This window comes from Novosphingobium sp. UBA1939, assembly GCF_002336885.1.
In the GTDB taxonomy this organism is placed as follows: domain Bacteria; phylum Pseudomonadota; class Alphaproteobacteria; order Sphingomonadales; family Sphingomonadaceae; genus Novosphingobium.
On record NZ_DDFB01000042.1, the window covers coordinates 17148 to 31533 of the forward strand.

Consider the following 14386-nt stretch of genomic DNA (forward strand, 5'->3'; position numbering starts at 1 on the left):
TCGCTTCCACCACCGGCGCTTCATGGAACTCCGCTCTCGGCACGCGTCACGGCCCAGTACACCGGCACCCCCGCCACTACGAACAGTGCGCCATAGCCCAAGGCTTCGGCGCCGAGGCCCCAGGCCGCCCAGACGATGAACGCGGCGCCGACGGCGGCGATCGCGATCATCGGCCGTTCGCCCGGCAGCAGGCGGATCGCTGCCGCCATCGACAGGAAGTAGGACAGCATCCCGGCGGCAAGGCTGACCGAGGCGATGAACTGGAACAGGTCGCCCATCCCCTTGCCGTAGTTGAGCAGGGCGACGATGGTGAGCAGCACGCTGGAAACCACGTGCGAGCGGACCGGCGTGCCCCGGCTGCTTTCCTTGGCGAACCAGCGCGGGAACACGCCGCCGCGCGCCATCGCCCACGGCACTTCGCCTTGCAGCAGGATGAAGCCGTTGAGCGTGCCGAAGGCGCTGATCGCCGCGAACAGCGCCACCACTTCGGCCACCCCGCCGCCGAACGCCTTGCGCAGCAGGTCAGCCACCGGCGCGGGAGACGCGGCGGCTTCCGGCGCGGGCATATAGGCGGCGAAGGCCAGCGAAATGCCCATATAGACGAGGCCCGTCAACGCCACGCCGATCAGCGTCGCGCGGGGGACGACGCGGTCGGCGTTTTCCACCTTGTCGGCCGGCACGGTGGCGGATTCGAGGCCCAGGAAACCCCAGAAGGTGAGGCCGGCCGCGCTGGCGATCGCGCCGGGCGAGATCGGCACCGGCGGTTGCGCCGCGCGCGGGGCGCCGGTGGCGAACCACCATAGCGCCAGGCCGATCAGCGCGACGAGCGGCACCAGCTTCAGCGTTGTCGTCACGATCGAGAGATCGCCCACGGCGCGCGTGCTGCTGATGTTGACCAGCGTGAGCAGCCAGACGCAGCCGACCGCGAGCAGCGCGGGCAGGCCCGGCGTCTGGCCGATCCACGGAAAGATCAGGCTGAGATTGCTGACCACGGCCACCGCGATCGCACCGTTTCCGGCCCAGATCATCGTCCAGTAGCTCCAGGCGGTGATGAAGCCCGTGGCAGGGCCGAAAGCGGCCTGGGCATAGGCATAGGGGCCGCCGGCCAGCGGCATCCGCGCGCCCAGCCGCGCGAAGGCCCCGGCCAGGCACAGCGCGCCGGCCAGCGTCACGCCCCAGCCCGCCAGCTGGTTCATGCCCAGCGGCGCCAGCGTTGCCGGTAGCAGATAGATGCCCGATCCGATCATGTTGCCGACGACCAGCGCCAGCGTCATCCAGAACCCCAACCCCCGCGCGGGCTTGCCCATCCGTGATTCCCTCAAGATCGTTTCAATGCAGACTATCGCTTGATTGCGCGGCGTCAGCATGTTTGTGATGCGGCGATGACGAATGTTGGCATTTCTTCCCGCCGCGCGCCCGCCGCGTCCTACGATCCGCGGCTGATCGCGGCGGCGGCCGCGATGAACGAGAACCGGCTGCACGAAGCCGAACCGCTGTTGCGCGCGCTGCTGAAGGAAGATCCGTTCGACGTCCGCGCCATCCGCATGTTCGCGGAACTGGCGGGGCGGATCGGACGCTACACTGACGCGGAAAACCTCTTGCGCCGGGCGATTGAACTGGCGCCGGATTTCACACCCGCGCGCGCAAATCTGGCGCTGGTACTGTACCGGACCAACCGCGCGGCCGAGGCGCTGGACGAACTGCAGCGCGTGACAGCGGACGACCCCGACAATCCCGGGCACGCCAATCTGCAGGCCGCGGCGTTCGGTCGCATCGGCGAATTCGACGAGGCGCTGGCGCTTTACGAACTGGTGCTGAAGCAGGCGCCCGACCAGCCGCGCGTGTGGATGAGCTATGGCCACATGCTCAAGACGGTAGGACGTCAGGCGGACGGTATCGCCGCCTACCGGCGTGCGCTCGACTTTTCACCCACGCTCGGCGAAGCGTGGTGGAGCCTCGCCAACCTCAAGACCGTGCGCTTCACCGATCAGGACATCGCCACGATGCGGGCGGCGCGTGAAGCGCCGGGCATCGCCGAGGAGGATGCGTGGCACCTCGAATTCGCGCTGGGCAAGGCTCTCGAAGACCGGGGTGAGGTGGAAGCGGCCTTCGCAAGCTATGCTGCGGGAAACGCGCGGCGGCGCGCGCGTATTCCCTATCGCGCCGACGAGACCGAGCGAAAGGTGGACGCCATGATCGCGACCGCCACGCCGGCTCTGTTCGCGGCATTTGACGGCGCGGGGGCGGAAGCGGCCGATCCCATCTTCGTCGTGGGCATGCCGCGTTCCGGCTCCACGCTGGTCGAGCAGATTCTCGCCAGCCACAGCCAGGTGGAGGGGACCAGCGAGCTGCCCGATATCGCGCTGCTGGCGCGGGATGTCGCGGATTATCCGGAAGGGCTGTCCGCGCTGCCCGCCGCGCAACTGCGCGAGATGGGCGAACAGTATATCGAGCGGACGCGCGTCCAGCGGCATACGGCCCGGCCGATCTTCATCGACAAGATGCCTAACAACTGGGTGCATGTGCCGCTGATACGGCTGATATTGCCCCGTGCCCGCATCATCGATGCGCGGCGGCATCCACTCGGTTGCTGCTTCTCCAACTTCAAGCAGCATTTCGCGCGCGGTCAGGGCTTCAGCTACGATCTTGCCGACATGGGGCGCTATTATCGCGACTATGTGCGGCTGATGGCGCATATCGATCGGGTGCTGCCGGGGCATGTCCACCGCGTGATCTACGAACGCATGGTCGACGATACCGAAGCCGAGGTGCGTGCGCTTCTGGCGGCCTGCGGCCTGCCTTTCGAGGAAGCCTGCCTGGCCTTTCACGAAACCGCGCGCCCCGTGCGGACGGCCAGTTCGGAGCAGGTGCGCCAGCCGATCTATCGTGACGGCACCGGGGCATGGAAGCCGTTCGAGCCGTTTCTGGCGCCGTTGCGGGATGCGCTGGGGGATGTTCTCACGCGTTATCCGCAAGTGCCGGCATCGTTGCAATTTGGCCACGGTCGGTAACGAACGATAGTTGCGAATTGCAACGATCTTGACGTTATGTTGCTGCGCGTCACAAACCGCAGTCATAACGCATCAGATCAGGGCGGTTCCATCATGAGTGCAGGTTTTCGTAGCTTCTCCCGGCTCGCGCTTCTGGCCGGATCGGCTCTCGCATCCTCCTCTGTTTTTGCGCAGGAAACACCGCAGTCCGCGGCCGAAAACAGCGATCCCAACGTCATCATCGTGACCGCGCAGAAGCGCAGCGAGAATCTCCAGAACGTGCCGATCGCGATCCAGGCACTGGGCACGCAGAAGCTGGAGCAGCTCAACGTCACCAAGTTCACCGATTATGTGCAGCAATTGCCGTCGGTGACGTTCCAGGCGCTGGGCGGCACGCCGGGCACCAACGTGGTATACATGCGCGGCGTGGCTTCGGGCGGGGACGGCAACCATTCGGGATCGCTGCCCTCGGTCGGCGTCTATCTCGACGAACAGCCGGTGACGACGATCGGCGGCAACCTCGACGTTCACATCTATGACATCGCCCGTATCGAAAGCCTGTCTGGTCCCCAGGGCACGCTCTATGGTGCTTCGTCGGAAGCGGGCACGATCCGCATCATCACCAACAAGCCTGATACCAGCGGCTTCTATGGCAGCATCGATGGGGAGGTGAACACCGTTCACAAGGGCGGCCAGGGCGGCAAGATCGAAGGCATGCTGAACCTGCCGCTTTCGCAACGCGCTGCGCTGCGTGTGGTCGGCTTCTACGAGCGCGATGCCGGTTTCATCGATAACGTGGCAGGCTGCCGCTCTTTCCTGCCGGAAACCAATCCGTTTGGCTGCCCGCCCGCCAAGAATGGGGGCATTGCGGTGGACAACAAGCAGTTCGTCAAAAAGAACTACAACGATACCGAGGTCTATGGTGGGCGCGCGGCGTTGAAGGTTGATCTGGACGACAACTGGACGGTAACGCCGGCCGTCATGTACCAGGAAACCAAGAGCCACGGCTCGTATGGCTTCGATCCGCGCGTGGGCGATCTTCAGGTGCAGCATTTTCTGCCGGAGTATCGCAGCGACAAATTCATCCAGGCCGCGCTGACGATCGAAGGCAAGCTCGGCAACTGGGATGTGACCTATGCTGGCGCCTATCTGGACCGGAAGGATATCCAGTCGAGCGATTACACCGACTACGCCGAAGCGTATGACTCGCTTTACTCCTCGGTAGGGGGCAACGCGGGCTATTTCTTTTTCCAGGACAGCACCGGGAAAACCATCGACCCACGTCAGCGGATTGTGGGGACCGACCACTTCAAGAAGATGAGCCATGAATTGCGCCTCGCCTCGCCCAGTAGCGAGCCGGTGCGCGTGGTGGCGGGGCTTTTCTATCAACGGCAGTCCAACCAGATTCACCAGGACTACCAGGTCAATGGTCTTGCCCCGGACCTGTCGGTCAACGGTATGCCGGGCACTCTGTGGCTGACCCAGCAGTACCGCGTGGATCGGGATCTCGCTGCGTTTGGCGAACTGAGCTATGATATCGCGCCCAACGTTACGCTGACCGCGGGCGGTCGTGCATTCATGTACGACAATTCGCTGATCGGCTTCTTCGGATTTGGTCGTAACCCGGCCTTCGATCAGGCATCCAGCAGCAATTCGGTGCCGCCGAACGCGGTATATTCGACGCGGACCGGCGTCGCTGGTTGCTTCACACCAGGCGGGCTGCGCCTGCGTGACGCGCAACTTGCCGGCAATCCCACGCCATCGTTGCTGCCCGCCGCCGTCGATGGCAGCCCCTGCACCAACCTCGGGGTTTATAACTACAGCACGGGATCGGTGAATCCCGTCCATGCCAAGGGCAGTGGCGGCACCTACCGTTTCAATGCGACGTGGAAGCCGAGCAAGGACCTGATGTTTTACGCCACCTGGTCACGCGGGTTCCGTCCGGGCGGCATCAATCGCCGCGCTGATGTGGCGAATTATGAGCCTGATTACCTCACCAATTACGAACTCGGCTTCAAGACGACGCTGGCGGATGGTCTGATCCGTCTCAATGGCGCGATCTATCAGCAGGATTGGAAGCGGTTCCAGTTCGCCTATCTGGGTGCGAACAGCTTTACGGAGATTCACAACGGCCCCAATGCCCGTATCCGCGGCGTCGATATCGACGTCGGGGTTGGTCGCGGTCCGCTCACGTTGACGATGGCTGCGGCTTACGCCGACGCGAAGACGCGACAGAATCTTTGCCTGTTCGACGATCCCACGTTTACCTGTACGGCGTCGGGGCCCAATGGACAGGCGAACCTCGTGTCGGCACCGAAAGGCACGCGCCTGCCGGTGACCCCCCAGTTCAAGGGTAGCGGCACGCTGCGGTATACGGTGCCCATGGGGGCGGCAAAGGTCTATGGCCAGGTCAACGGAACCTACCAGAGTTCGGCGGCGTCGGACCTGCGGACGGCGACCTATGAGACCTTTTCCGGCAATGTTATCAACCCCTCAGCGCAGCTTGGCCGGTTGAAGGCTTATGGCCAGATGAACCTGGCGGCGGGCGCCGAATGGGATGCATTCTCGCTCGAAATCTATGTTTCCAACGTGTTCGATGAGCGGGGCGAGCTCTCGCGCTTCGAGGCCTGCGGAAGCTGCGGGCAGCGCCCATACATCGTCCCCACCACGCCGCGCACCATCGGTCTGCGTGCCGGGGCCAAGTTCTGATGGCCTGACCGGGCCTGACGATCCAGAAAAAGGGCGGGCCGCTTCTTCGGGAGCGGCCCGTTTTTTTACGAGGAGACGAGCCTCACGGCCGGTCGAGGACGTAGCCCATCGAACGGACGGTCCGCAGCGGATAGCCCGCGCCCACTTCGCGCAGGGCGCGGCGCAGGCGGCTGACCCAGGCGTCCACGGTGCGTTCGTCGATAGGCTGGCCATGCTTGCCCAGCGCGGCGATCAGCTGCGTGCGGGAAAAGACGTGGCCAGGCTGCTCCATCAGGTAGCGCAGCAGGCGGAACTCGTTGGGCATGAGCTGGACGGGCTTGTCCTTCCAGCGCACCTGCAAGGCCGCCAGGTCCAGCGTCAGGTCGCCCAGCTTCAGCGTGCGGGCCGGGGCCTCGTGGTCCGGCAACTGGACCGACAGCACGCGATCGAGCACGGTGTTCCGGTCGATCGGGGCGACGATGTAGTCGTCCGCGCCGGCGCGCAACGCGCGGCGCTTGGCCTCGGCATCGTCTTCCTCCAGGATCATCGTGACATGCGCGGCTTCGGTCTGCGGATCGGCGCGCAGCCGGCGGCACAGCTCCAGGCCCGACATCTCGGGCAGCACCCAGTCCACGAAGGCCCACGGGCGCCCATCGAGCAGCGGCGGCGGGGACGACCATTTCCACGCGTGGAAAACGACCCGCAGATCGTCGTGCAGGAAGCTGTCGTGTCCGCCGGCGAGCGTGCCGGTGAGGAGGATGTCGATCTGACGCATTGGCCCCATCCGCTATGGATGGCGCCTATCTGATGCAGCTATGTGACGGCTGAGTGACGATATGACGAAAACCGGCGCCTTATTGGCGCAGCGCCACCGCCCGGGGCGCGCCGGTCACACCGGCAGGCCGACGTAGTTTTCCGCGATGCTGGTCTGCGCCGCCGTGCTGGAGGCGATGTAGTCCAGTTCCGCCACCTGCATCGCGCGCTCGAACGGACCGTCATCGGGAAAGCGGTGCATCAGCTTGGTCAGCGACCAGCTGAACCGTTCCGACTTCCACACCCGCGCCAGCGCCTTGGCCGAATAGCCGGCGATGGCATCGGCATCGGCGCGCCGGAAGAAGCCGGTCAGGGCTTCGGCCGCGTAATGCACGTCGCTGGCGGCCAGGTTCAGGCCCTTGGCGCCGGTGGGCGGCACGATATGCGCGGCGTCGCCACACAGCAGCAGGCTGCCATGGCGCATCGGCTCGAACACGTAGGAGCGCAGCGGCGCGATCGATTTCTCGATCGCCGGCCCGCGCGTGATGTTCGCCGCCGCATCGGGGCCGAGCCGGATCGCCAGCTCGTCCCACACGCGTTCGTCGCTCCAGTCCTCGATCTTCTCGGTCAGCGGCACGTCCACGTAATAGCGGCTGCGGGTGTGGCTGCGCATCGAGGCGAGCGCGAAGCCGCGTTCGTGGTTGGCGTAGATCAGCTCGTGGTTGCACGGCGGCACGTCGGCCAGGATGCCCAGCCAGCCGAACGGATAGACCCGCTCGAATTCGCGCGCGGCGGAAGCCGGGATCGCCTTGCGCGAAGGGCCGTGGAAGCCATCGCAGCCGGCGATGAAGCGCGCGTCGATGCGCTGGTCCGCGCCATCCTTGCGGAAGGTGACATAGGGCGCGTCGCTTTCGATCGTGTGCAGCGCCACGTCCTCGGCGCCGTAGATCACCGGCAGCCCGCGATCGGGTGCGGCATCCATCAGATCGCGCGTGATTTCGGTCTGGCCATAGACCGTCACGGTCTTGCCGGTGAGGTTGGCCACGTCGATGCGGATCAGCCGTTCGCCATCGGCCAGGTTGAACCCTTCCTCGACCAGCCCTTCCGCCTTGAGCCGGGCATCGAGGCCCAGGCGTTCCATCAGCGAGACAGTGATCTGTTCGAGCACGCCGGCGCGGATGCGGCCCAGCACATAGTCGGGGGTCTGCCGTTCGAGAACGACGCAGTCGATGCCTTCGGCCTTCAACAGATGTCCGAGCAACAGGCCGGCCGGGCCGGCGCCAATGATGGCGACCTGGGTACGCATCGACTTCTCCCACGCATGCAGCCCTGGACGGCTGCCGGCCCAAGGTTGACAAAACCCGGCCGGGAGGAAAGGGAGAGTGCGGACAAAGAAATGGTATTATCGGGACATGGCTGACCCTGCGCTCATCCCTACCTACGCGCTTTACGGCGAGACTGGCGCTCACGTTGCCGGGGGCTTCGCGCATATCGAGACGATCGCGGCGCGCAGCGCGTTGCATGATTGGGAAATCGCGCCGCACCGGCATGACGATTTCGTCCAGGTGCTGCTGGTGCGCGATGGGCATGTGCTGCTGACGCTGGATGGCACGGAACGGTCGCTGGACGGGCCATGCCGGGTCATCGCGCCGCCGCGCATGGTCCATGGGTTCCGTTTCCGGCACGGCACGTCGGGCTATGTCCTGACGCTTTCGACCGATTTTGCCGCGCGCGCCACGGGGCCGGCGGATGGCCTGCTGGCGGCGCTGGCGCAGGGCGGCGCCGGCACGATGGACGCGCGGCCGGCTACGCGGGCCTTCTGGCTGGCGGAGGAGATGCTGGAACTCCAGCGCGAATGGCGCGAGCGCGATCCGCTGTTCCTGGCGCTGGCCGAGGCATTGGTGCGGACGCTGACCCATGCCGATCGCCATCAGGATGCGGGGGCGCTGGCGGACCGGCGGCTGCACCGTTTCCGGCACCTGGTGGAACTGCACTATCGCGAACACCGTCCGCTGGATTTCTATGCCGGTGCGCTGGGAATGACGCGGCGCACGCTCTCCCGGTTGACGGCCGCGGGCCTCGATTGTTCGCCCATGGAAGTCGTCCACCGGCGCCTCGCGCTCGAGGCCCGGCGCCTGCTGCGCTACACCAACGCCAGCGCGGTGCAGGTGGCGGCGGAACTGGGGTTCGATGATCCTTCCTATTTCTCGCGCTTCTATCGCAGGATGACGGGCGTTAGGCCCGGAGAAGACCGCGCGGCGAGTTAATTCAATACCCCGCCGCCTTCACGTTTCGCGCCATTCGCGCCAGAGCGCGACCCGGCGATGGACCGCCGCGCTGATGCTGGCGGGAAGGGTCTCGAGCGCGAAGAAGCGCGCTTCCGCGATTTCCCGTCCGTCCGCCCTGGGCGCGTCGTCGGTCTGGCCAGTCACCATTTCGATGCGGTTGCGCCACCCGCCGGGCATGGCGATCCGGTCGGAACCGAACCAGACAGGCTGAACAAGGCGACACCCGGTCTCCTCCGCCAGCTCGCGCATGGCTGCCACAGCCGCGTCCTCGCCACGCGCAAGACCGCCGCCGGGCAGCATCCACAGATCCGGCTGCTGGTAGCTGTGGCGCACCAGCAGAAGCCGCCCGTCGCGATCGAACGCCAGCACGGCGCAGCCGCGCACTTCCAGACGCAGCGCTCCCCACAGGCGCAGCCGCACCACATGGGCGCAGCGCAGGGCCAGCCGATGAAGCGAAGCGGGCAGGAAGGAGAGCATGGCCTCCGTCTTGCGCCCGATGGGGCCGTGGTGGCAAGGGTGGGGCGATCGATCGTGATCGCGGGGGCTTTGCATATGGGATCGTGGATCGCCGTCGGCGTCCGGACAAGGCGATGGCGGACGACCCGGATGATGCCGTGCTGGCCGTTGGCGCTCTTCCTGGTCGCAACGGGGCCGGGCGCTGCGCTGGCGCAGCCGGCGCGGTATGACGAGGCGATTGGTTGCGCGGCGGCGAACGCCGTGGCGGCCGGCATTCTCCAGTCCGGTTCGCCAACCGAGGAGGAGCAGGCGCAGGCCGACGATTTCCAGCAGATTGCCGAGGCCTGGCTGGGCCAGGCGGTGAGCCTGTCCGCCACGGGCGAAGATGGCGCCTTCGCCGACTTCAACCGGGCATCGCGCGATATATCCGACCGCATTGCCGCCTCCCATGCGGACGATGCGCTGGAGGGCATTCTGGGCGGGCCGCTCGAGGCGTGCAACCGTCTCGACAGTCCGTTCGGCGATGACGCCCCGCTCGATCTTCCTCCTTCCGATCAACCCCCGGCCGATGCGGCGCCGGGCGCTATCCCGCTGCCGGGACAACCAGCGTAAGTCCCGATATCGGACGGAGAATTGCGCGGGAGGTGTGACGCGTATCATGGCATCGGCCGGCGTTGGTGGACAACGTGGGCGCGACCGGGCACATCCGTTCTGCGCGGGGTTAGGGTGGAGACGCACGGGGGTGCGATTCGTGGCGGCAAACGGCGGGATTTGGAGCATCGGAGCGGGGCTGCAGCGCACGGTGTGGTGGCTGCTCGCGACCGCCATCGCCGTGCTCCTGGCGGCGATCGTCTGGGCGATCGTCACGCCGGTATCTCCGCTGGGCGATTGGCGACCGGACAGCGCCAAGGTGCTGCCCGCACCGTTGCGCAAGACGCTCTATGCCGCGGTCGATCCCTTCAATCGCGGCCCCGCCATGGCGGCGCCGGGCTCACAGGCCGGCGGCACGGTGACGTCGCTGACGCTGGTGCTGTTTGGAACGCGTGGCTTGCCCGGCGGCGGGGGCAGCGCGATCATCGCCGGCGAGGACGGCGTGCAGCAGGTCTATCGCGCGGGTGATGAAGTGGTACCGGGCGTCACCCTGGCTGAAGTGGCCTTCGATCACGTCGCACTGATGCGAAATGGCGCCAAGGAACTGCTTTATATCGACCAGTCGGGCAAGGCGCCGAGCGCGCAGGGGCTGGTCGCGGCCAATCCCGTTCCCCCGCCTGGCGGCGCTGCCCTCAACGCGCCGGCCGGAGGGGCAGGCGCCCTTACCGTCGATGCGGCGCGGCGCGGGATCAATTTCGGGCCGCGCGCGGAAAGCGGGCGCATCGTAGGGCTCGAAGTGCTGCCCACCGGCGATGGCTCCGCGTTCCGTGGTGCCGGTTTCCAGCCCGGCGATGTCGTGACCGCCGTGGATGGCAAGCCGATCACCGGCGCCGGCGATAGCGCGATGCTGGCCGGCGCGCTGCGCCCCGGCGCCTCCGTTTCGGTCACCGTGCGTCGCGGTGACCGCCAACTTCCGCTGGCGATAACATTGGCACCATGAAGCATCGATCCTCCCGATTCCGCCGATCCCGTTTCAGGTCTTTTCTCGCCGCCGCGGCCATGCTGGCGATTGCCGTGCCGCAGGTGGCGATGGCGCAATACACGCTCAACGTGCGCGAGGCGGACATCCGCGCCTTCGTGGCCGATGCGGCGGAAGTGACCGGCCGCACGTTCATCGTCGATGCGCGCGTGCAGGGGAAGGTCAGCGTCGTGTCGGAACGGCCGCTGTCGCGCTCCGAATACTTCGAGGTGTTCCTGTCCACCCTGCGCGCCAACGGGCTGGTGGCGGTGCCGACCGGCAACGGCGCGTTCCGCGTGCAGCCGGCCGAAGGCGCGGCCAGCCAGCCCACGCGCATCGGTAGCAAGGGTGCGGCGCGCAACCAGATGATCACCGAGATCGTGCGCCTGCGCGCGATCGACGCGGCGCAGGCGGTGGAAACGCTGCGCCCGCTGGTCAGCAAGGAAGGCGCGATCACTGCCAACAAGTCCGGCAATTCGCTGGTGATCGTCGACTATGCCGACAACATGGCGCGCATTCGCGCGCTGGTGGCGCAGATCGATCGCGACAACGCCTCTACCCAGACGATCCTGCTGGAACACGCCGGCGCGCGCGAGATCGCGACGGCGCTGACCCAGTTGATCCCGGCGGGCGGCGAGGGCGGCCGCGCGCTGGCCACGGTGGTCGCGGTGGACAGCGCCAATGCCGTGCTGATGCGCGGCGAGCGCGATACGCTGGCGCGGCTGGCGGCGATGGCGCGCCAGCTCGACGCCAAGGCGGCGACGGGCGGCGAGATCAAGGTGCTGTGGCTCGACTATGCCGATGCGGCGGTGTTGGTGCCGGTGCTGGAACGGCTGGTCGGCGGCCAGGGCGGCACGGAAGTGGCCTCGGGATCGCAGGCCCCGGTTTCGCTGGGCGGTGTTGGCAGCAGCCAGACCTCGAACGCGGGCACGCTGGGCGGTACCACGCCTGGGGCCGGCGCGGCGGCGGGCACTGGAGCGGGATCGGGCAGCAAGGCCAGCGTCAACCCCACCGGGGCGACCGCCGGTGGCCTCGGCAGCGGCGCGATCAAGCTGGCCAACGGGCGCGGCACCGCCACGATCACGCGCTATCCCGGCGCCAACGCGATCATCATCGCCGCGCCGGCCGACGACCAGCGCCGCCTGACCGAACTCGTCCGCCAGCTCGACATCCCGCAGGAACAGGTGCTGGTGGAAGCGATCATCGTCGAGATTTCCAACGACGTGGCGCGCGAGCTGGGCGTGCAGTTCCTGTTCGGCGGCAAGGACAAGCCGTTCGCCGTCACCAATTTCGGCAATTCCTCGCCCAACATTATCGATGTCGCCGGCGGGTTGCTGGCCAACAAGCTCGACCAGACGACCACCGTGGTGAACGGATCGACCGTCACCACCACGACCAACAGCACGGCGGGCGACCTGCTCAAGCAGAACGCGGCGAGCAAGATTCTGGCGGCGTCCGGCGGCTATTCGGGTTTTCTCACCCAGCTGGGCAACAACACCTATCTGGGCGCGCTGATCAACGCGGTGGCGACCGACAAGAATTCCAACATCCTCTCCACCCCGCACATCACCACCAACAACAACGTTCCCGCCTCGATCCTGTTCGGCAAGGAAATCCCGGTGGCGACGGGCGAGGCGTTGTCTTCCGCCAATTTCAACAACACCTTCCGCACCATCTCGCGCCAGAACGTGGGCATCGAGCTGGACGTGACGCCGCAGATCAACGCGGGCGACCAGGTGCGGCTGGACCTGCGGCAGGAAGTCAGCTCGATCGCGGGCACGGTTTCCAGCCGGTCGGACGACATCATCGTCAACAAGCGCGAGATTAAGACCACGGTGACCGTGGGCGATCGCGAGATCGTGGCGCTGGGTGGACTGCTCGACGACAACGAGCAGCGCACCTTGCAGAAGGTGCCGCTGCTGGGTGACGTGCCGGTGCTGGGCGAACTGTTCAAGTCGCGCGGGCGCAGCCATGTGAAGACCAACCTGATGGTCTTCATCCGCCCCACGATCATGCGCAACGCCAACGACCGGCAGGAATTGACCGCGCGGCGCTATGGCGTGGTGCGCAACGCGCAGCGCGCGTTCGAGCCGGGGCGCGAGCCGGGCATCGATGATCTGGTCGAGGACTATCTCGGCGCCACGCCGCCGGTCGCGCCGGGCAAGACCGTCGCGGTGGCGCCGGGGGATACCGTGATCGCCCCGAAGGCGGCGGGCGAATTGCCGTCGACGGAAGCGTTGCCGGCCGACGCGGCGCAACCCGCCCGGCCCTGAGCCATGGACCAGCCGCCCGTCCTCGCCAGCCCGAACCCGCCGACGGCGCTGCCTTATGGCTTCGCGCGCGACGCCGGCTATCTGGTGGAGCGCGAGGACGCGGACAGCGTTGCCGTGGCGATGCGCGAGGGCGCGGACCCGTTCGTGCTGCTGGACTTGCGCCGCGCGCTTGGCCGGCCGGTATCGCTGCGCAAGGTCGCGCCGCCGGACTACGAGAAGCTGCTGGCCGAACGCTACGCCATGGACGGCGCGGCGGCGGTGGCGGGGGACATGGGCATCGGTGGCGAGGGGCTCGATCCGCTGGCGCTCGGCCTGCCCACGGCGGAAGACCTGCTCGACAGCGCGGACGATGCGCCGGCGATCCGGCTGATCAACGGCCTGATCGCCGAAGGGCTGCGCCAGGGCGTGTCCGACATCCATGTCGAACCTTACGAACAGGCGCTGGTCGTGCGGATGCGCGTGGACGGCGTGCTGGCGGAAAAGCTGCGGATGCCGCCGCATGTCGCGCCGGTGCTGGTGAGCCGCATCAAGGTTATGGCGCGGCTCGACATCGCCGAACGCCGCGTGCCGCAGGACGGGCGCATCAGCCTGAGCCTGGGCGGCAAGCTGGTCGACGTGCGCGTGTCCACGCTGCCCAGCCGCGTGGGCGAACGGGTGGTGCTGCGCCTGCTCGACAAGGAGAACGCCGGGCTGGATCTGGCCCATCTGGGGCTCGACGAGCGGGCGGAAGAAGTGCTGCGCCGCGCGCTGGCCGAACCCAACGGCATCGTGCTGGTCACCGGCCCCACCGGATCGGGCAAGACCACCACGCTCTATGCGGCGCTGCGCCAACTCAATGACGGCGCGCGCAACATCCTGACGGTGGAAGACCCGGTGGAATACGCTGTCGACGGCGTGGGGCAGACGCAAGTCAACGCGCGCGTGGGGCTGACGTTCGCCGCCGGCCTGCGCGCCATTCTGCGGCAGGACCCGGACGTGGTCATGGTCGGCGAAATCCGCGATCGCGAAACGGCGGACATCGCGGTGCAGGCCTCGCTGACCGGGCATCTCGTGCTGTCCACCGTCCACACCAACGATGCCGCCGGCGCGATCACGCGGATGCGCGACNNCATGGGCGTGGAGCCGTTCCTGCTCGCGTCCACGCTGCGCGCGGTGATCGCACAGCGGCTGGTCCGGCGGCTGTGCCCGCATTGCCGGGAACCGCACGAAAGCGACCCGGCGCTGCACGCGCTGATCGGGGTGAAACCGGGCCGCACCGTCTATCTCGCGCGCGGTTGCGCGGAATGCGCGCAGACCGGCTACGTCGGCCGGATCGGCGTGTTCGAGGCG

At 67.1% G+C, this 14386-nt stretch carries 11 protein-coding genes; 7 read left to right on the plus strand and 4 right to left on the minus strand.

What is annotated here, in order from left to right; translation table 11 throughout:
- Positions 1 to 20 precede the first annotated feature (20 nt).
- The gene (locus B3547_RS06660) at positions 21 to 1307 is read right to left on the minus strand and encodes an amino acid permease (RefSeq protein ID WP_292961413.1); all 1287 of its coding nucleotides are present in this window, start codon (positions 1305 to 1307) and stop codon (positions 21 to 23) included.
- 75 nt (positions 1308 to 1382) lie between these two features.
- Here B3547_RS06660 and B3547_RS06665 point away from each other — a divergent pair, with 75 nt between their 5' ends.
- Entirely contained in the window at positions 1383 to 3011 is a 1629-nt protein-coding gene (locus tag B3547_RS06665; RefSeq protein WP_292961415.1) for a tetratricopeptide repeat-containing sulfotransferase family protein, read from the plus strand.
- A 36-nt stretch (positions 3012 to 3047) separates the two neighbouring features.
- Positions 3048 to 5699 carry a TonB-dependent receptor gene (locus B3547_RS06670; protein WP_292961417.1) on the plus strand — a complete coding sequence of 884 codons (2652 nt, stop codon included), beginning with the start codon at positions 3048 to 3050 and terminating at the stop codon, positions 5697 to 5699.
- A gap of 82 nt (positions 5700 to 5781) precedes the next feature.
- On the opposite strand, the gene B3547_RS06675 is transcribed toward B3547_RS06670, so the two are convergent.
- Both B3547_RS06675 and pobA read right to left on the minus strand, forming a co-directional pair.
- On the minus strand, positions 5782 to 6453 hold the full coding sequence (locus B3547_RS06675) for a response regulator transcription factor (RefSeq protein ID WP_124809329.1): 672 nt from the start codon (positions 6451 to 6453) through the stop codon (positions 5782 to 5784).
- A gap of 114 nt (positions 6454 to 6567) precedes the next feature.
- Positions 6568 to 7737 (minus strand): 4-hydroxybenzoate 3-monooxygenase, encoded by a 1170-nt coding sequence (gene pobA, locus B3547_RS06680; protein WP_292961421.1) that lies wholly within the window; start codon positions 7735 to 7737, stop codon positions 6568 to 6570.
- Between the two features lie 106 nt (positions 7738 to 7843).
- On the opposite strand from pobA, the gene B3547_RS06685 reads away from it, so the two are divergent.
- Positions 7844 to 8698 carry a helix-turn-helix domain-containing protein gene (locus B3547_RS06685; protein WP_292961423.1) on the plus strand — a complete coding sequence of 285 codons (855 nt, stop codon included), beginning with the start codon at positions 7844 to 7846 and terminating at the stop codon, positions 8696 to 8698.
- A gap of 18 nt (positions 8699 to 8716) precedes the next feature.
- On the opposite strand, the gene B3547_RS06690 is transcribed toward B3547_RS06685, so the two are convergent.
- The gene (locus B3547_RS06690) at positions 8717 to 9196 is read right to left on the minus strand and encodes an NUDIX domain-containing protein (RefSeq protein ID WP_125953956.1); all 480 of its coding nucleotides are present in this window, start codon (positions 9194 to 9196) and stop codon (positions 8717 to 8719) included.
- Positions 9197 to 9343: 147 nt separating this feature from the next.
- On the opposite strand from B3547_RS06690, the gene B3547_RS06695 reads away from it, so the two are divergent.
- The 4 genes from B3547_RS06695 to B3547_RS06710 all read left to right on the plus strand — a co-directional run.
- Entirely contained in the window at positions 9344 to 9787 is a 444-nt protein-coding gene (locus tag B3547_RS06695; RefSeq protein WP_292961426.1) for a hypothetical protein, read from the plus strand.
- Between the two features lie 139 nt (positions 9788 to 9926).
- Complete coding sequence (locus B3547_RS06700) at positions 9927 to 10766, plus strand: type II secretion system protein N (protein ID WP_292961429.1); 840 nt, start codon at positions 9927 to 9929, stop codon at positions 10764 to 10766.
- Positions 10767 to 10825: 59 nt separating this feature from the next.
- Entirely contained in the window at positions 10826 to 13057 is a 2232-nt protein-coding gene (gene gspD / locus B3547_RS06705; protein WP_292961431.1) for a type II secretion system secretin GspD, read from the plus strand.
- Between the two features lie 3 nt (positions 13058 to 13060).
- Positions 13061 to 14386 (plus strand): GspE/PulE family protein (locus B3547_RS06710; protein ID WP_292961433.1); only part of this gene is annotated, 1326 nt, incomplete at its 3' end.

Bases quoted from the DNA above. Each gene is read 5' to 3' on its own strand.
- B3547_RS06660 (WP_292961413.1), bottom strand. From the start codon at position 1,307: ATGGGCAAGCCCGCGCGGGGGTTGGGGTTCTGGATGACGCTGGCGCTG.
- B3547_RS06665 (WP_292961415.1), top strand. From the start codon at position 1,383: ATGACGAATGTTGGCATTTCTTCCCGCCGCGCGCCCGCCGCGTCCTAC.
- B3547_RS06670 (WP_292961417.1), top strand. From the start codon at position 3,048: ATGTTGCTGCGCGTCACAAACCGCAGTCATAACGCATCAGATCAGGGC.
- B3547_RS06675 (WP_124809329.1), bottom strand. From the start codon at position 6,453: ATGCGTCAGATCGACATCCTCCTCACCGGCACGCTCGCCGGCGGACAC.
- pobA (WP_292961421.1), bottom strand. From the start codon at position 7,737: ATGCGTACCCAGGTCGCCATCATTGGCGCCGGCCCGGCCGGCCTGTTG.
- B3547_RS06685 (WP_292961423.1), top strand. From the start codon at position 7,844: ATGGCTGACCCTGCGCTCATCCCTACCTACGCGCTTTACGGCGAGACT.
- B3547_RS06690 (WP_125953956.1), bottom strand. From the start codon at position 9,196: ATGCTCTCCTTCCTGCCCGCTTCGCTTCATCGGCTGGCCCTGCGCTGC.
- gspD (WP_292961431.1), top strand. From the start codon at position 10,826: ATGCTGGCGATTGCCGTGCCGCAGGTGGCGATGGCGCAATACACGCTC.